Here is a 17,761-nt window from a genome sequence, read left to right as displayed (position 1 = left end):
TGACTGTGAGGACGGCGACTTTTGTTACGTAAGCTATCCCACGTCTTATCGTAACGCTTGCGCCAACGTTGGACATTTTGACGACTTGTGCCATAACGACGGGCTGCTTTGGCGTTATTATCATATTTTTCCGCATACTCAACAACTTTTTGCCTATATCGCATTTCTTCTGTTATAATTGACTTCATGGGGAGCTTCCTTTCACACTATTGTTTTTTATTCGTTAAATATAGTGTACCAGAAGCTCCTCTTTTTTTATGTTTTCGTGTCACATATGTATGATACCCTTACAAGTCTACTTTTTTAATTGATGAAATCCTCTTCATCCAATTCTTCTTTGCTCCACAACGCACCTTCTAATTGTCCTGCCATTGCTTCATGTTTAATATCTTGTTCTTTTAAGACTTCTTTAACTGCTTCAAATAAAGCTTGAGTAGGATAATCCGTTGCTTTTTGTTTCCACTGCTCTAAAATGGCTTCATACTTTAAATAATTCATCTCTACCACTCCTCGACTAAACCTTTAAGTTGTTCTAAATCATCTGCCCGGTCCGTCATCGTTTCAATTAACATATCTAAAAGCACTAAATCTTCAGGACTGGCATCAAATTGTTCTGGAGCGAGAGAGTCGAGTTGATGAATAATAAATCGTTGGTACTTGGAGAACCGTCCTTGGTTGCCAGTGGTGACATAACTATTATAACGCCATAATAATTGTTGTTGTTTTTGTTGGCCTAATAGATGAAACTCATGAACAACGAAGGCTGGTAAGTAGACCATTTCAAAGTGACGTGCTAACAGTTCGTAAGGAGCTAACAAATCATAAATTGAACGTCCCTGGCTTCCTCCAGGCTGATATTGATTTTTCGGACTTCCCGCAATAACGACTAATCCTAACTCCTTTTGACGTAAGGCCTTTTTAAAGTTCGAAAAGTCATCGTCTAGCTGAAAAATATAATCAATCCATTCCTTCATTACATAAGGAGCTTGATACCAATGGAGTTGAAATTGAAAAATAATCCGATCGTACGTTAATAAGTGCTCTCGCTGTTTCCAAAGAGGCTCAGACTTCTTTAACCAGCGGTCGAGTAGTAAATAATCAACTTGTTCCATTTCTTGACCTGCACTAATAAAAAACTGATGACTACTTGATTGATCAATCTTATCGTGACCCACTACAACAAGCGTTTGCATTAATGGTCATCCTCCTTTTCACCTATTGTTTTCTTAGGAAATGATAGGGTAAACAAGGTCCCTTTTTGATCCGGACTTTCCACTGTAATGTGCCCGCCGTGAGCGTTAACAAGAGACTGGACCACTGCTAAACCAATACCCGATTCGCCAAATTGACTACTTTTTCTTGAAACATCTGCTTTATAAAATCGTTCCCAAATCTTTTCGATGTCTTCTGGTTTAATACCAATCCCTTCATCTCTAACTTGAATTAAAGTCCATGCTTCATCTTCCGTGGCACTTAACCAAATATGTCCTTGATTAGTAAATTGAATCGCATTGTGGGTTAAATTAATTAACACTTGAATTAAACGATCGTGATCAGCATAGACACTTAAATGTTCCGGCGCTTCAATGACAATATGATTGCCTTTTTCTTTTGCTTGAGTGTTGAGTTGGGTTTTTATTTGTTCAAAGAGGTTGCGTACGTTGAGCCATTGAGGTTTTAACACAATTTCTCCGGAACGAATCTTTTCGTAGTCTAAGTTTTCATTGACTAAGCGGCGGAGTCGTTCTGTTTCATTGGCTAGAAGTTCTAAGCTGCGCGCTTGTTGGTCTTCATCAAACACGCCGTACTGCAATCCTTCAATCACTCCGTACATTGTCGTTAGAGGGGTGCGCATTTCATGAGCAGCATCTTGCATCATTTGACGACGCAATCGCTCATTATGTTTCAACTGCGCTTGCGCTTGTTCAAAGGATTTAGCCATCTCTACAAAAGAACGGGACAGATCAGCAATTTCATCTTGACCGGTAGTTGATAATTGAACATCATAGTCGCCTTTTTGAATTTGCCGAGTCGCTTTTTGTAGCTTCGTAATGCGCTTTGTTTGGTAGAAAGTATAACTTAACCCGACCACAATCGACACTAAAGCGGCAATCGCAAAAGCGTAAAATAAAATACGTTGCATTTGTTCAATTTGTTCGTCCAGTTCAGCTAAGGGTGATAAAATAGCTAAAATAGAAATGGGCGGCTGGCCCGGTTCATACATTAAAGGCATATAGACCGCCACTAGTCGCTTTTGAGGTAAATCAGGAGAAATACGGTCGGTACTTCGAATACCTAGAGTTTTTCCTTGATTGATCATCTCTAACTCTTCTGGAGTTAACTTAGCGTAAGCTCCTTGGTTGGAATAAGGATAAATAACCGTTCCATCTGCACTATAAATTTCAAACACCACCCCTATTTGTTGAAGAATAAAAGCGGTTCGTTCAAAATCTTGTCTTGTATCCGTCGAATACCCCACCGTATGAGCAATTTGTAAGAGCTCTTTTTCCCGACGAGCATAGATTTGTTCTTCCATTGCTTTTGTAATCAGTAAACTACTCACTACAAGGGCTGTTAAAATTACCAATAAAAAAGCTAACGTTTGTTGCCAAACAATTTTCATGAGGCATCCTGGCTTTCGTCATATTTATATCCGACACCCCAGACAGTTTTAATCACTGGCGGACCAAATTGTTCCGTTTTTTGTCGTAACTTTTTAATATGGGTATCGACCGTTCGCTCGTCTCCGTAAAAAGGATCTTCCCATAAGCTGGTCAACAGCTCATCCCGGGTAAATACTCGCTTAGGGTGGCTAGCTAACATGGCTAAAAGATCAAATTCTTTAGGAGTTAAATTGTCAATGCGTTGCCCATTATAATAAGCTTCTCTAGCATCTGTACTAATCTTCATTAATGATGTTTGAATATCATACGTGGTGCCTTCGGCTGTTTCGGCACCGGAAGTCCGTTGGCTACGGCGATAAATAGCTTTCATACGAGCAAGCAACGTTAAAGGACTAAAAGGTTTCGTCACATAATCATCTGCTCCAATTTCTAACCCAATCACTTGATCACTTTCAGAATCTTGAGCTGTGAGCATAATGATTGGAACATAGTCTTCCATTTGTCTAATTTCGCGAGTAATTTGAATTCCGTCCATTGAAGGTAAGTTTAAGTCTAGTAAAATAATATCCCATTTTTGGGGATTTTCGCGGTAAGCATTTAATCCTTCTAATCCGTCATAGTAAAATTCGGCATTAAATTGTTCCTTTTCAAAAAACATCGCCATCATCTCACAAACGGATGGATTATCTTCGATCATTAAGACGTTCATTTAAAAACTCCTTTCGCTCTTTTTATTACTCTTTTTATTACTCTTAGTATACCTTAAGTTAAGTCTTTGCGTAACAAAAACAAAAACAGGCTTTAAGCCTGTTTTACTTACTTATTTTGAATCTCTTCGACTACTTCTTCAATCATATTTTGTGGAATATCCACATGTCCGTCAACTAACTCTTCCGTTAGATCCTCTTCTTGTTTGTAAGAACGATCTAAAAGGGTTAAGTCGTTGACTAAACATTCAATGACATAGACCATTTGTCCATCTTTATTTTGATAGTTGCGACTTTGCATTCTGCCAGAGATCGCGATTTGTTGCCCTTTTTGGCAATAATTTCCTAAAACTCTCGCCAAACCGTCCCAGGCGACAAAAGGAATGAAGTCCGTTAAGTGTTCTCCGTCTTTGTTTTTACGCGGGCGCTGAACAGCCAATGTGTTATTAACCACATGGCTTGCGCCGACACTTTTGACTTCAACCTCTTTAACAATACGTCCAACAAAATTTACTTGATTCATTCATAGTCCTCCTTTAGTGTTGGTCTATTATATAAGTACACTAAAAAAGGCTTAATCCATTTATAATTTTTCAGCAATTTGCACGATGCGTCTTAAACGGTGGTTAACACCGGATTTAGAGATGGGTCCACTCGGGAGGGTTTCTCCTAACTCTTTCAAACTCATCTCAGGATTTTCTAAACGGTACTCGGCCATTTCGCTTAATTTCTCATTCAATGAATCCAAACCTTGAACCCGTTCAATTTTACGAATGGCTTCAAGTTGACGTTGAGACGCATCAATCACTTTATTCATATTCGCATTCTCGCAATTCACTAAACGGTTCACTGAATTACGCATATCTCGGACAATACGAACATCTTCAAATTTTAAAAGTGAACTATTGGCGCCAATAATAGCTAAAAAGTCAGCAATTTTTTCAGCTTCTTTTAAATAAGTAATATAGCCATTCCGGCGCTCAATGACCCTTGCATTTAAACCAAAGTCATTCATCATACGACATAACTCTTCGTTATGAGCGGCGTAATTCGAATAAATTTCTAAATGATAACTACTTGTTTCCGGGTTATTCACTGACCCCGCTGCTAAAAAAGCTCCTCGCAAATAAGAGCGTTTCTTTTGTTCGCTATTTAAAATATCTTCAGAAATATGATGATTTAACGTTATCCCGTCAAAAATACCTAAATCCATTAAAATCTCTTTAACATGATAGCGACATCTTACAATATAAACATTATTTTTCTTTAACTTCATTTTGCGGCGAACAATCAATTCACTTTCTGCTTGAAAATGTTCTTTTAACAAAGAAAAAATACGGCGTGCAATAGCCGCATTTTCACTTTGAACATTTAAAATGAATTGTTGTTGATATAAACTCACTGCGCCGTTCATGCGAATTAAAGCTGTCAGCTCAGCTTTTGCATGCTCTTTATGTACTTCAAGTAATGTACATTCTTTCTTAACTTCAGATGCAAAAGTGGCCATCTAACCCCTCCTAAACCCTTACTTTAAAGGGCCTTTATTATTCTTTGCTTCTGTTTTGACGGAAGCGAGTAAGTATCCTAGTTCATCAACAACACTTTTAGTATCATGATACGCTCCGCCATTTTTCATACTTAAAAATTCACTATAAATAACCCGACACCCTTGATCTCTTAACCCATCAAAGTCCCGCCCTACTTGAAGTAAATACTCTTCATTAGGCTGATTTTCGATATAGTCTTGAGGAACCGTCGTTGTGTTCACTAAGACCGTATCAATAAAGTGACTTTGCATATGATCATGCAAGACCCGTACGTGATCTGCGTCGGTAAACTCTTCCGTTTCACCAAGTTGAGTCATAATATTACTAATATAAACAACTTCAGCGTCGGTTTTAACAATCGCTTCTTTAACTTCTTCGACTAAAAGGTTGGGTAAAATACTAGTATACAAACTTCCCGGACCCAATACAACCATATCTGCTTCCATAATCGCCTCAACCACTCGCGGAGAAGCTTCAATCGCAGGGTCACCTTCTGTCGTCGTTACCGTCACTTCTTTAATCTTTTTGCGGTGGCGAGCAATCTTTGACTCACCGCTTTCTTTAGTGCCGTCTTCAAATAAAGCATGTAACACTAAAGGATCTGACGCAACAGGCAAAATTTGCCCTTGAATTTTCATATATTGACCTAAAATATCCAACGACTCCAACAATGACCCTTGCATTTCCTTTAAAGCAGTGATCAATAAATTTCCAATCGCATGACCGGCTAAAAACTCATCGTCGGATTGGAAGCGGTATTGAAATAAATCGATCATTAAATCATCCGCATCAGATAAAGCACAAATACAGTTACGAATATCCCCAGGGGGAACGATGTTAATGTAATCGCGAATTGTCCCACTGCTGCCACCATCATCTGCTACCGTGACAATTGCACTAATACTTGCGTCTAATTTTTTAAGGCCTTTTAAAATAACCGGAAGACCTGTCCCGCCACCAATAACAGCTACTTTATAGCGGTGATTGTTTTGTTCTTTCATGATTTTTCCATTCTTTCTATTTTCTTATATCGGTCGCGGTGAGTGACGTTGACGATATAATTTTCGTTTTCTAAATGTTTAGCAATCCGCTCGACTAAAGAAATCGAACGGTGTTGTCCACCTGTACAGCCAATCGCAATCGTCACTGTCGGTTTACCTTCTTTTTTGTAGCCGGGTAGGACATAATCAATGAGATCAATAAATTTCTTGTAAAATTCTTGGGTTTCAGGTTGTTGCATGACGTAATCATAAACTGGAGCATCAAGACCCGTTAGAGGACGCAATTCATCAATGTAATGAGGGTTAGGTAAAAAGCGCACATCCATCACAACGTCCGCATCTAAAGCGGGTGCATATTTAAAGCCAAAGGACATTAATTCTACGCGGAACGTAGACGTGCCTTCCCGGCCAAATTGATTGGAAATTTGATGTCTTAATTGGCGCGGCGTAATATTTGTTGTATCGATAATGTGTTGAGCACGGCTTTTTAATGGTTGTAGCCACTCTCTTTCTTTATGAATCCCGTCTACAAGGCGTCCGGAGTTCATTAAGGGGTGATTACGGCGAGTTTCTTTATAGCGAGAAACTAGCGCTTCATCACTGGCTTCTAAAAATAAAATATGAGTGGTCACAAAGGAATTATTGTCTAATTCACGGGTAACTTCTTCTAATTCATCAAAAAACTCTCGCGTTCTTAAATCCATTCCTAAAGCAATACGCGTCACTTTTCCAGATTCTTTTAATAAGTCCCAAAACTTGGGTAATAAAGTGGGCGGCATATTATCAATACAGTAATAGCCCATATCTTCAAAACTTTGAATCGCAACGGTTTTACCTGCTCCACTCATTCCGGTGACAATTACTAACTCTAAATGATCAGCCATAGTTGCTCCTCCTTACGCAATCGTTTACTCGCTATTATACCATATCTTTAATGAGATCCTTTTTAAGAAACATTAAAAGCCGACCGAAGTCGGCTTTAAGTTAAGCGTTAACTAATTGATGAATCGCTTCTTCAATGTGAGCTGCTTTTTGTTCAACTTGTTCTTTAGAATCTCCACGAACACCAAAGTACAATTTAATTAAAGGCTCGGTTCCACTTGGTCTAAAGGCCACCCAACTTCCGTCTTCTAAATAATATTTCAACGCATCAGAAGCAGGTTCCGTTAAGTCTTTGACTCTTCCATCGGCTAAAGTTAATTGACGATTTAAGTAGTCGTAAGCTTTTGTCACTTGATAGTCGCCAATATGAGTTAACCCTTCTTTACGAATATTCGTCATAATCACCTTCATTTTTTGTGGGCCTTCTAACCCTTTAAAGGCAATCGAAATTGTTTTTTCGAAGAAATGGCCGTAAGTGTCATATAAACTATTTAAAGCATCAGCTAGCGTTAAACCTTGTTGTTTATAATAAGCTGCTAGTTCGGCTAAGACGAGTAAAGCTTGAATGGCGTCTTTATCCCGTACAAAAGATTTAACTAAATAACCATAACTTTCTTCAAAGCCCATTAAAAAGGTATGATCGCCAGTTTCTTCGTAAGACTGAATTTTCTCAGCGATGAATTTAAAGCCTGTTAACACATTGACCATTTCTAAATCTTCTGCTTTTAAAATTTCATCGGCTAAATCCGTTGAAACCATCGATTTAACAGCTACACTATTAGCTGGTAAATCCCCTTGTTCTTTGCGGGCTTGAACAATATAGTAAAGCATTAATGCACCGATTTGGTTCCCGGTAAGTAATTGATAATCGCCATCTTTTGTTAAAACTTTCGCTCCTAAACGGTCTGCATCTGGGTCAGTGGCTAATAAAATATCTGCTTGAACTTTTTCGCCTAGTTTTTGAGCTAACTTAAAGACGTCTTCATTTTCAGGGTTTGGCGAATCAACCGTTGAAAAGTCCCCATCTGGATTAGCTTGTTCTTCTACAATATGTAAGTTTTTAAAGCCTGCTTGTTCTAAAGCTTTTTGACCTAAGTACATACCTGTTCCGTGAATCGGTGTAAAGACAATACTTACTTTATCACCCATCTCTTTAATCATCTCTGGGTTAATGTTGACTGACTTTAATTTCTCTAAATAAGCTTGGTCTACGTCGTCGCCAATAATCGTTAATAAGCCACTATCTTTTAACTCTTCTACATCAGCAACTTCCACAGTCAGTGGGTTATCAATTTGACGAATATATTTCGTTAAATTTTCAGCGTCTTCCACGGGCATTTGCGCTCCGTCTGATCCATACACTTTATAGCCATTGTATTCTTTCGGGTTATGGCTGGCGGTAATCATAATACCTGCGCGCGTATTTAAATGACGCACCGCAAAAGAAAGAACCGGCGTTGGACGTAAACTTTCATAAACGTAAGCTTTAACCCCTTCATGACCTAAAACCCGAGCAGCTTCAAAGGCAAACTCCTTTGAAAAATGACGAGGGTCATAAGCAATGGCCACGCCTTTTTCCATCGCTTCTTGTCCTTCTTCTTTAATTAATTCAGCTAGCCCTTTTGTCGCTTGACGAACCGTATAAATATTCATCCGGTTCGTTCCCGGACCTAAAATACCGCGCATTCCAGCTGTTCCAAAGCTTAAATTGGTCCCAAAAGCATCTTCTAGTTCTTCTTTCGAAGCTTTAGTGAGTTGTTCTTGTAATGTTGGATCTAAATTAGCAAACTCTTTCCAACGTTGTACATGTTCTTGCCATTTCATCGCGTCCACCTCAATTATTAATTATTTCACTTCTTACCTTAATCATAGCACATTTTAATGAACAAATGATACTGTTTTGAAAACGTTCTCATAACTTCTCAAAAAAAAGATTCGCCCAAGCGAACCTTTTCTCACGCTTATTGATCGAGTGATTGAATATAGTCATAAGCAAAATGTCCCGCGTGACTTCCATCTCCGACAGCCGTTGCGATTTGACGTAGTGGCGTTTGACGAACGTCTCCTACAGCGTAAATGCCCGGTATGTTGGTACTCATTTTATTATCGGTAATAATCCAACCTTCGTCATCGGTAATACCTAAATCTTTGACTAGATCGGAGTTAGGTAAAATCCCAATATAAATAAAGACGCCATCCGTAGGTTTATCATAAGTTTCGCCGGTTTTGACATTTTTAATGGTCACCGACTCCACTTGGTTGTCGCCATTAATGCTTTCAACCGTTGAATCCCAAATGAACTCTACTTTATCGTTATTAAAGGCACGATCCTGTAGTACTTGTTGGGCGCGTAATTCATCACGGCGGTGAACAATAGTTACTTTTTTGGCAAATTGGGTTAAATAAGTCCCTTCTTCAACTGCTGAGTCGCCGCCTCCAACAACAATCAATTCGCGGTCTTTAAAGAAGAACCCATCACAGACAGCGCAGTAAGACACGCCTTGTCCAGCTAATGCTTCTTCCCCGGGAACATTTAAGTGACGGTGGTGGGCCCCTGTAGCAATAATGACTGCTTTAGCTTCATAAATCCCTTGGCTCGTGTGGACTTTGTGACTTTTTTGTCCGGGTTCAATATGCGTCACATCACCGTATTCATAACGAGCCCCAAAACGTGTCGCACTATTAAACATATGTTCCGCGAGTTCCGGTCCTGAAATTAATGAAAAACCGGGATAGTTTTCAACTTCACTTGTATTTAACACTTCGCCTCCTGGTGCTCCTTTATCTAAAATAATTGTTGATAAATTAGCCCGGGAAGCGTATAAAGCCGCCGCTAAACCGCCCGGTCCTGCCCCGATAACAAGAACATCGATATTGGTTACTTGATTTGTCTCTTTAGTCATATCATCCCTCTTTTCTTTGTTCTTTTATTATATCTTCTCTGGCGTATGGATTGAAGCTTCTTGCTTACCCGAACGCATCATCAAGGCTCTAACTCCTTCTTCGACGGATAAATCTTCATAAAGTAAGCCATATAAAGCGTACGTAATCGGCATCTCCACTTGATATTCAGCGGATAATTCATAAGCTGCTTTTGTCGTCCAAATTCCTTCCACAATCATGCCGATTTTTTTGGAGACGGCTTCTTTACTATAGCCTTCAGCAAGTAATTTCCCTGCTTGCCAGTTTCTCGAATGAGGACTGGTGGCAGTTACAATCAAGTCCCCAATCCCACTTAACCCTGAAAAAGTTAACGGGGCTGCACCTAACGCCACTCCTAAGCGGGTCATTTCCGCTAATCCTCGAGTCACTAATCCAGCGAGAGCGTTGTCGCCATAGCCTAACCCTTTAATTAATCCCGCCGCCACAGCGATAATATTTTTAAGAGCCGCTCCCATTTCAACACCGATAATGTCTTGGTTAGTATAGACCCTAAAGTAATCATTCATAAAGAGTTGTTGAATATCTCTTGCCACCTCTAAATTGGTACAAGCAATGGTTACCGTCGTTAAATCCTTTTTAACGACTTCTTCAGCATGGCTCGGTCCTGATAACACCGCAACTTCTTGATACAAGGAAGAAGGGATCGATTCTTGAATAATTTGAGAAATACGCAAATGCGTCCCCTGTTCTAATCCTTTAGACGAGTGAATAATGACGGGAGCTATCTCTTTTTCTTTTAGAAGTGAAACTAATTGCTCACTAAGAGGTCGAATAGCTTGAGTGGGAACGACAATAAGTAAATAATCTGCGAGTAAAACCGCTTCTTTTAAGTCGGTCGTTGCTTTAAGTTCTTTAGGAAGAGGGGTGTTTTGTAAATAGTAGTCGTTCGTGTGCTGTTGGTTAATTTCATCGACTACTTCTTGGCGACGTCCCCACAAACATACTTGATGACCATTTTCGCAAAGCAATTTAGCTAGAGCAGTTCCCCATGAACCGGTTCCTAATACTGCTATTTTCATCTTATCTTCCCCTTTTAACTAAGTAATGACGACGGTCGCCTTGCCATAATAAACCCATTCCCACTAACACAAGAAGACCTGACAGCCACTGGGACACTCGCAAAGGACCTAAATATAAACTATCCGTTCGCATCCCTTCAATGACCATCCGTCCTAAGCCGTACCAAATTAAATAACTACACGCTACTTCGCCCGTGGATCCTTGACGTTTCTTACTAATAAAAAGTAAAACTAAAACGCCTAAACTGTTCCAAAGAGATTCATATAAAAAAGTGGGGTGATGATAAGCGCCTTCAATATACATTTGATTAATTAACCAAGAAGGAAGACGTAAACGTTGTAAAAACTCTAAACTGACCACTCCGCCGTAAGCTTCTTGGTTCATAAAGTTACCCCATCGCCCAATAGCTTGAGCTAGTAATAATCCAGGAGCAGCCACATCAAAAATGACCCAAGGGTTTAATCCTTTTTTGCGAGCAAGGTAAAGAATGGTTCCAGCTCCGGCTAAAACGCCACCGTAAATAGCTAATCCACCATTCCAAATTTGCATGATTTGATCTAAATGTCCGCGGTAATAGTCCCATTGAAAAATAACATAATAAATCCGCGCTCCGATAAAGCCGATTAAAATGCTCCAAAACATAAAATCAAGCAACGTCTCTTCCGGGAGTCCTCTTTTCTTAGCTAAATGAAGCATTAAGCGGTAAGCGCAAAACATCCCCACGCCGATAATTAACCCGTACCAATAAACGGGCCACGGACCTAAATGAAAGGCAATCGGTTGAAGTGAGCCGATCATTCTACTTCTCCTTGACTGTTACGTTCGATCAGTTTTTCTAAACGTTGAGTAAATTCTTTCGTTGCATCGTACCCCATGGCGCTAGCTCTAAAGTTAGCAGCAGCCGCTTCAATAATAATTGCTAAGTTACGGCCTGTTTTAACGGGAATGCGAATTTTAGGCACTTGTACTTCAAAGATTTGTTCCGTTTCTTGAGCGCTTCCTAAGCGGTCATATTGAGTTTTACCATCGTCTTTCACTAGCTCGACGATGAGCTCTAAACGTTTTGTTTTACGAACGGAAGCGACCCCGTAAAGGGTTTGAATATCAATAATACCTAAGCCACGAATTTCTAATAAGTTTCGTAAAATATCCGGCGCTTCACCGATTAACGTTAATTCGTCAATTTGATAAAGGTCTACTCGGTCATCCGCAATTAAACGGTGACCTCGGTGAATTAATTCTAAAGCCGTTTCTGATTTGCCTACGCCACTTCCGCCAACGAGCATAATGCCGACACCATATATTTCAATGAATACGCCGTGCTTTGATAAACGCTCAGCTAAACGCGACTCTAAAAAATTCGTTAAGTTAGCAACTACCCGAGTGGTCCGGGAACGCGCCGTTAGAACAGGAACTTCCTTTTCTTTAGCAGCTTGAATCAATTCTTTAGGCACTTCTATCCCTCTTGATACAACAACAGCCGGAGTGCTACGACGACAAATACGGCGGAAAATATCTAAGCGCTCTTCACTGGTTTGTAAATCAATGTAAGACATTTCTGTATATCCTAACACTTGAATTCGGTCTTTAGGATATTGACGAATATCTTCTCTTAACACAATACCTGGTCTAGAAATTTCACTCGTATCAATTTCACGGTCTTTAAAATCTAACCCGTAAGCAATATCAACGTCTAACATACTGACAATCTCTTCAACAGTTACGTAAGGTTCCATAGTTAGCCTCTTTTCTTTAATCGGTTTTCATTAAGTATAACACACGCCAAGAAGACTTTAGAGAAAATAAAAAAGCTGACCTTAGGCCAGCTTCAACGTCGATTAGCGAGCAAAAATCGCTGATTGTAACAGTGATAAAATAAAGGCCACTAAGACCCCCGCCCAAATGGATTTAACATGAAATCCATCGATTAAACGATCCGTCAAAACGACGATTAACCCATTTAAGAACAATTGGAATAAACCAAAGGTTAAAAAGGTAATCGGGAATGACAATACCGTTAAAATCGGTAGCAAGAAAGAACTTAATAAAGCAAAGACCGTTCCTGCTAGTAGAGATGTTTTAAAGTCTCTAACATAAATTTTAGGTGAAATTTGCGATAGAACGATAAATCCTAGCGCGTTAATTAAAACAGATAAAATTGCTTGTTGCATCAATACCACTTCCTATTCTTAAAAGTCAGACCAATCTTCCTCGGTGACATCTTTAGGAGCCTGTTTATCTGCAAAAAACTGATCGAATTGAGTCGGTTTTTCTTGTTTAAAATGTGGACGTTGTTCATTTACTTGATAGTCATAAGGTAAAATAAGTGCTAGTAAAATATAAAGCCAAATACCGATACTACCAGATAAAAATAACACACCAAAGATAATACGAACTAACGTTGGGTCGACGTTAAAATACTCTGCTAACCCGCCACAGACGCCAGCTAACATTTTATTAGTTGATGATTTATATAATTTACGCATGAATAAACACTCCTTTTTAATTTAAATGATGATCTTTTAAATAGACGTCCCCAGCCGTTAAATTGGCTTCTAAAGTGACCGTTGCGGTTTCTTGAGGCACTTGACGAGTCACATAAGTGACTTTTTCAGACGTTTGCGGTTGCAAGACGCCATTTAGTAGACGCTCTAATACTTTACCGCTCGTTTGTTTCATTTTCCCTTTTAAGCCAACGGTTTCTAATAAAGCGACTTTTACATCACCTTTAACGTTCGATACGTTGAACGCACTGGACGTTTCATCGGTTTTAGTAATGTAATGATTACCATGAATGATGTTTGATTGAACATTCCCTACCGGTCCAGTATAACGAACGTCTCCTTTAATGACGGATAACGTACTATTTTCAATAAAAGATTGATCTACCGCTAGTTTACCATTAATTAAATTCAAATAAAATTTTTGCGCTTTCAAACGATCCAGTTCACACGTTAAGACTTTACCTTCGACGACTAACTTACCTACGCTCACGTGATCTAAATTAAGCTGACCTTTTCCTAATTTAATCGTCACACTGTCAAGGTCAAAGTCTGGTAAGTACATGGTTCCTTTAAACGCAACTTGTCCGGAAGTGGTCGTAAGCTTTAATGTTTGATCCGTTACTTTGACTTGATGCCATGCTTCCACTTCACTAGCCAAATCTTTAGGGTCGCCATAAATCGCCCATTGACCTTCAATGTAAACCGTTGGTTTAGAATGGGTTTTAATCGTCCACTCACCTTCTGGCATTTGAAGATCCAATACTTTTAAGTCACTGGCTTCCATCTCATAACTTTGATGTTGGGTCGTTGCTTTGGCCCATTCAATGCCAAAATAGTCACCGACAGATCGGACTGTATAATGATTTAATACACTTTTGACAAAATCACTCACTTTATCTTTTATTTGGTCACTATTTTCAAATAATTTTTCACTTTCAGTGGTAATTTTCTCAGTTGTTTCTTGAATGGTTTGTTTAAGGTCTTGCGCCATCTCTTGCCAATGAAGAGGCGTTTGTTGATTCAATTGGCTGAGTTGTTCTTCAATACGATCAATTTCTTGTTGCAGTTCAGCCACTTTTTGTTGATAATTTTGTAAATCACTTTCCAACTCGGGAGTTAAGTCATCAAACTCTTTTAATACTTCTAATTCACGTTGGCGTTGTTTAGCGATGGTTTGTTCTTTTTGTAATGTTTCTTTTTCTTTCAATAACTCATCGATTTGTTCTTTGACTGCTTCTTCATCTACTGTTGTTGTTTCTTGTGAGGTCGTTTCTTTAGTTGGTTCATCTAAATGCTCTAATAACTCTAAAGCTTCTTCCATTGAAAGCGTGCCTTCTTTAACTAAAGCTAAGATGCGTTCTTTTTGGTCCATGGTAATCCTCCTTTGTTCCTTCGTTTCATCCTACCTTTATTATGCAAGATATTTTAAGAGGTTTCATGGGTCTAGAGGCCGATCTTCAAAAAAAGAAGGCAGACTGTCGTCCACCTTCGATCATCTTATTTAGTTAAAATATCTTTTAAATAGTGTCCTGTATAACTTTCTTTAACTTTAGCGACTTCTTCTGGAGTACCTGTGGCGACAATTTCACCGCCCCCAACGCCTCCTTCTGGACCTAAGTCGATAATATAGTCGGCCGTTTTAATGACATCTAAGTTATGTTCAATTACGACGACTGTGTTGCCGGCTTCTACTAAACGATCTAACACTTTGAGTAACTTTTTAATGTCATCCGCATGAAGTCCGGTGGTCGGTTCGTCTAAAATATAAAACGTATCCCCGGTTGAGACCCGCTGTAATTCCGCGGCTAATTTCATTCGCTGGGCTTCTCCTCCCGATAAAGTGGTGGCCGATTGACCTAAACGAATGTAACCTAATCCGACATCAAGTAAAGTTTGCAGTTTGCGTTTAATTTTAGGAATGGCGTCAAAGAATTCCGTCGCATCTTCTACCGTCATATCTAATACTTGGGAAATATCTTTTCCTTTATATTTAATTTCTAAAGTTTCTGAGTTGTAGCGTTTCCCTTTACACACTTCACACGGCACATATACATCAGGTAAAAAGTGCATTTCAATCTTATTAATACCGCCTCCAGAACACGCCTCACAGCGTCCTCCTTTAACGTTAAAACTAAAACGTCCTTTAGCATACCCACGAAGCTTTGCTTCATTTGTTGACGCAAATAAATCCCGTATATCATCAAAGACACTCGTATAAGTGGCCGGGTTACTGCGTGGCGTTCGTCCGATCGGACTTTGGTCAATATCGATGACTTTTTCTAAGTCTTCATAACCCGATAAGGAATCAAATTGACCAGGACGATCTTTTGTACTAGTTAACTCTTTAGCTAAAGCAATTTTTAAAATTTGATTGATAAGAGTACTCTTACCGGATCCGGAAACACCGGTAATGGCTGTAAAACGTCCAATGGGAATCGACACATCAATATTTTTTAAGTTGTTTTCTTTCGCTCCCGTTAAGGTCACCCAACCTTTATCTTCCCTGCGTCGTTCTTTCGGAACTTCGATTTTTTCTTTCCCGGATAGATAACGTCCCGTTAACGAGTCTTTATTTTTCATTACTTCTTGGGGCGTTCCGGCAGCCGTAACGTAGCCACCACCTTCACCGGCACCAGGACCTAAGTCGACAATGTAGTCTGCTGCGAGCATCGTCTCTTCGTCGTGCTCGACGACAATAAGGGTATTACCTAAATCGCGCATTTGTTCTAAGGAATGAATTAAGCGGGTGTTGTCGCGCTGGTGCAATCCAATAGATGGCTCATCTAATATATAAAGAACGCCGGTTAAGTTCGAACCGATTTGTGTTGCTAGACGAATTCGCTGAGCTTCTCCACCAGATAATGAACCAGCCACACGGTCTAGAGACAAGTAATCTAACCCGACGTTTTTTAAAAAGCTTAAACGGTCGCTAATTTCTTTTACGATCGGTTGAGCAATCATTGCTTTCCCGCCATGGAAGTTTAACGTTTCAAAAAACTCCACCGCGTCGCCAATAGAAAGGTTAGAAATATCCGCAATACTTTTATCTGTGTCGATTTTAACACTTAAAGCTTGTTCGTTAAGACGTTGTCCTTTACAAGTGGGGCACGTTAATTCCGTCATATATTGACGTAAAACTTCCCTTGTATAATCGGAATTGGTCTCATGGAAGCGGCGCTCAATATTCGTTACTATGCCTTCAAAAGGAATATAAGTCGTCTTAACACCGCCACGCATACGTTTAAAAGTAAATTTAAACTTCGCGTCAGGAGAACCGTATTTTAAAAGACCTTGGGTTTTCTTCGGTAAGTCTTTATAAGGCACATCCATAGGAATCTTTTGACTTTTAGCGAATTGTTCTAACATGCTTGGATAGTAGCTTGAACTGATTGGATTCCACGGCTCAAAAGCCCCTTCTTCTAAACTTAATTCAGGGTTGGGCACGACCAGTTCTTCATCGACCGTTAGTCTTGATCCTAGCCCATCGCAGTCCGGACAGGCTCCAAAGGGCGCGTTAAATGAGAAAAGACGGGGTTCGATTTCGCCTACTTGAAAATCTCCAAAAGGACAGGCGTAATGTTCGTTAAAGTATAAAGGTTCTTCACCAATAACATCTACCGTTAAAAAGCCTTCCGTTAAACGAAGAGCTGTTTCAACAGAGTCGAATAATCGGGAACGCACACCCTCTTTAATAACAATCCGGTCAACAACAATATCAATAGAGTGTTTTTTATTTTTCTCTAATTCCGGTACTTCTTCTAAATCATAAATCTCGCCGTCAACACGGACCCGGACAAAGCCTTCTTTTGCGATCTTTTGTAAGACCATTTTATGTTGGCCTCGTTTGTCGCGAATATAAGGAGCTAAAATTTGAATACGGGTTCGTTCAGGCAGTTCTAAAATTTGATCCACCATTTGTTCAGCGGATTGACGTTCAATCGGAATATGATGGTTTGGACAATAAGGCGTTCCTGCTCTGGCATACAAGAGTCTTAAATAGTCGTTAATTTCCGTCACTGTCCCCACCGTCGAGCGCGGGTTATGACTGGTCGTTTTTTGGTCAATCGAAATGGAAGGACTTAACCCTTCAATGGAATCTACATCGGGCTTTTCCATTTGACCTAGGAATTGTCTGGCGTAAGCAGATAAACTTTCCACGTAACGACGTTGTCCTTCAGCGTATAAGGTATCAAAAGCTAAAGAACTCTTTCCTGAACCGGAAGGTCCAGTCACTACGACCAGTTGGTCTCTTGGAATCGTTAAATCAATATTTTTTAAGTTATGTGAGCGGGCACCTTTTATAATAATTTCATCTTTTGCCAACTGACTTCTCACCTCGTTTAATATTTTCAGTTTCTTTATCAATATCTATTTCTATTATACCATGTTTGACTAAATTTGACGAACTATTGTTCGCGAAATTAATAACTAAATGAGCCTGTGACATAAGTCGCGCAAATAAATCCCCCCGAATGATCCATTGGTGATCGTTCGGGGGATTTTTTAAAAGAGCCCGCTAGCAGAGGGCTAACT

18 protein-coding genes are annotated in these 17,761 nt (G+C 39.6%); all 18 read right to left on the bottom strand.

Annotated elements, in window-relative coordinates:
- Window positions 1-188, bottom strand: a 188-nt coding sequence (locus BLR79_RS06070) for a helix-turn-helix domain-containing protein (RefSeq protein ID WP_143338795.1), incomplete at its 3' end; no start/stop codon positions are given.
- A 115-nt stretch (window positions 189-303) separates the two neighbouring features.
- Window positions 304-498 (bottom strand): hypothetical protein, encoded by a 195-nt coding sequence (locus BLR79_RS06065; RefSeq protein ID WP_092085858.1) that lies wholly within the window; start codon window positions 496-498, stop codon window positions 304-306.
- Between the two features lie 2 nt (window positions 499-500).
- Window positions 501-1,193 carry an NAD(P)H-dependent oxidoreductase gene (locus tag BLR79_RS06060; RefSeq protein ID WP_092085855.1) on the bottom strand — a complete coding sequence of 231 codons (693 nt, stop codon included), beginning with the start codon at window positions 1,191-1,193 and terminating at the stop codon, window positions 501-503.
- On the bottom strand, window positions 1,193-2,623 hold the full coding sequence (locus BLR79_RS06055; protein ID WP_092085853.1) for a sensor histidine kinase: 1,431 nt from the start codon (window positions 2,621-2,623) through the stop codon (window positions 1,193-1,195). Before BLR79_RS06055 ends, BLR79_RS06060 begins: the two co-directional genes overlap by 1 nt.
- On the bottom strand, window positions 2,620-3,333 hold the full coding sequence (locus BLR79_RS06050) for a response regulator transcription factor (protein WP_092085851.1): 714 nt from the start codon (window positions 3,331-3,333) through the stop codon (window positions 2,620-2,622). Before BLR79_RS06050 ends, BLR79_RS06055 begins: the two co-directional genes overlap by 4 nt.
- Window positions 3,334-3,440: 107 nt before the next feature.
- Window positions 3,441-3,854: a single-stranded DNA-binding protein gene (locus BLR79_RS06045; RefSeq protein ID WP_092085849.1), complete on the bottom strand. Its 414-nt coding sequence runs from the start codon at window positions 3,852-3,854 to the stop codon at window positions 3,441-3,443.
- A 60-nt stretch (window positions 3,855-3,914) separates the two neighbouring features.
- On the bottom strand, window positions 3,915-4,838 hold the full coding sequence (gene whiA, locus BLR79_RS06040) for a DNA-binding protein WhiA (protein ID WP_092085847.1): 924 nt from the start codon (window positions 4,836-4,838) through the stop codon (window positions 3,915-3,917).
- A gap of 18 nt (window positions 4,839-4,856) precedes the next feature.
- Window positions 4,857-5,879, bottom strand: coding sequence for a gluconeogenesis factor YvcK family protein (locus tag BLR79_RS06035; protein WP_092085846.1), 1,023 nt, complete (start codon window positions 5,877-5,879; stop codon window positions 4,857-4,859).
- Window positions 5,876-6,763, bottom strand: a complete 888-nt coding sequence (gene rapZ / locus BLR79_RS06030; RefSeq protein WP_092085844.1) for an RNase adapter RapZ — start codon at window positions 6,761-6,763, stop codon at window positions 5,876-5,878. The genes BLR79_RS06035 and rapZ overlap by 4 nt, the downstream gene beginning before the upstream one ends.
- Before the next feature lie 100 nt (window positions 6,764-6,863).
- On the bottom strand, window positions 6,864-8,585 hold the full coding sequence (locus tag BLR79_RS06025) for a phospho-sugar mutase (RefSeq protein WP_092085842.1): 1,722 nt from the start codon (window positions 8,583-8,585) through the stop codon (window positions 6,864-6,866).
- 137 nt (window positions 8,586-8,722) lie between these two features.
- Window positions 8,723-9,664 carry a thioredoxin-disulfide reductase gene (gene trxB / locus BLR79_RS06020; protein WP_092085840.1) on the bottom strand — a complete coding sequence of 314 codons (942 nt, stop codon included), beginning with the start codon at window positions 9,662-9,664 and terminating at the stop codon, window positions 8,723-8,725.
- Between the two features lie 27 nt (window positions 9,665-9,691).
- Window positions 9,692-10,723 carry an NAD(P)H-dependent glycerol-3-phosphate dehydrogenase gene (locus tag BLR79_RS06015; RefSeq protein WP_092085838.1) on the bottom strand — a complete coding sequence of 344 codons (1,032 nt, stop codon included), beginning with the start codon at window positions 10,721-10,723 and terminating at the stop codon, window positions 9,692-9,694.
- 1 nt (window position 10,724) lies between these two features.
- Complete coding sequence (lgt, locus tag BLR79_RS06010) at window positions 10,725-11,522, bottom strand: prolipoprotein diacylglyceryl transferase (RefSeq protein ID WP_200778872.1); 798 nt, start codon at window positions 11,520-11,522, stop codon at window positions 10,725-10,727.
- Window positions 11,519-12,460 carry an HPr(Ser) kinase/phosphatase gene (gene hprK / locus BLR79_RS06005; protein WP_092085836.1) on the bottom strand — a complete coding sequence of 314 codons (942 nt, stop codon included), beginning with the start codon at window positions 12,458-12,460 and terminating at the stop codon, window positions 11,519-11,521. The genes lgt and hprK overlap by 4 nt, the downstream gene beginning before the upstream one ends.
- Before the next feature lie 102 nt (window positions 12,461-12,562).
- The gene (locus tag BLR79_RS06000; RefSeq protein WP_092085834.1) at window positions 12,563-12,895 is read right to left on the bottom strand and encodes a phage holin family protein; all 333 of its coding nucleotides are present in this window, start codon (window positions 12,893-12,895) and stop codon (window positions 12,563-12,565) included.
- 18 nt (window positions 12,896-12,913) lie between these two features.
- On the bottom strand, window positions 12,914-13,210 hold the full coding sequence (locus tag BLR79_RS05995; RefSeq protein WP_092085832.1) for a PspC domain-containing protein: 297 nt from the start codon (window positions 13,208-13,210) through the stop codon (window positions 12,914-12,916).
- A gap of 16 nt (window positions 13,211-13,226) precedes the next feature.
- Window positions 13,227-14,600 (bottom strand): DUF4097 family beta strand repeat-containing protein, encoded by a 1,374-nt coding sequence (locus tag BLR79_RS05990; protein WP_092085830.1) that lies wholly within the window; start codon window positions 14,598-14,600, stop codon window positions 13,227-13,229.
- Window positions 14,601-14,725: 125 nt separating this feature from the next.
- Window positions 14,726-17,551 (bottom strand): excinuclease ABC subunit UvrA, encoded by a 2,826-nt coding sequence (gene uvrA, locus BLR79_RS05985; protein WP_092085828.1) that lies wholly within the window; start codon window positions 17,549-17,551, stop codon window positions 14,726-14,728.
- Window positions 17,552-17,761 lie beyond the last annotated feature (210 nt).

Origin of the sequence: Dolosicoccus paucivorans (assembly GCF_900100125.1) — a bacterium.
Classification (GTDB): domain Bacteria; phylum Bacillota; class Bacilli; order Lactobacillales; family Aerococcaceae; genus Dolosicoccus; species Dolosicoccus paucivorans.
The sequence above is the reverse complement of the archived record's forward strand: the minus strand, read 5'-3'. Positions and strand labels throughout refer to the sequence as shown.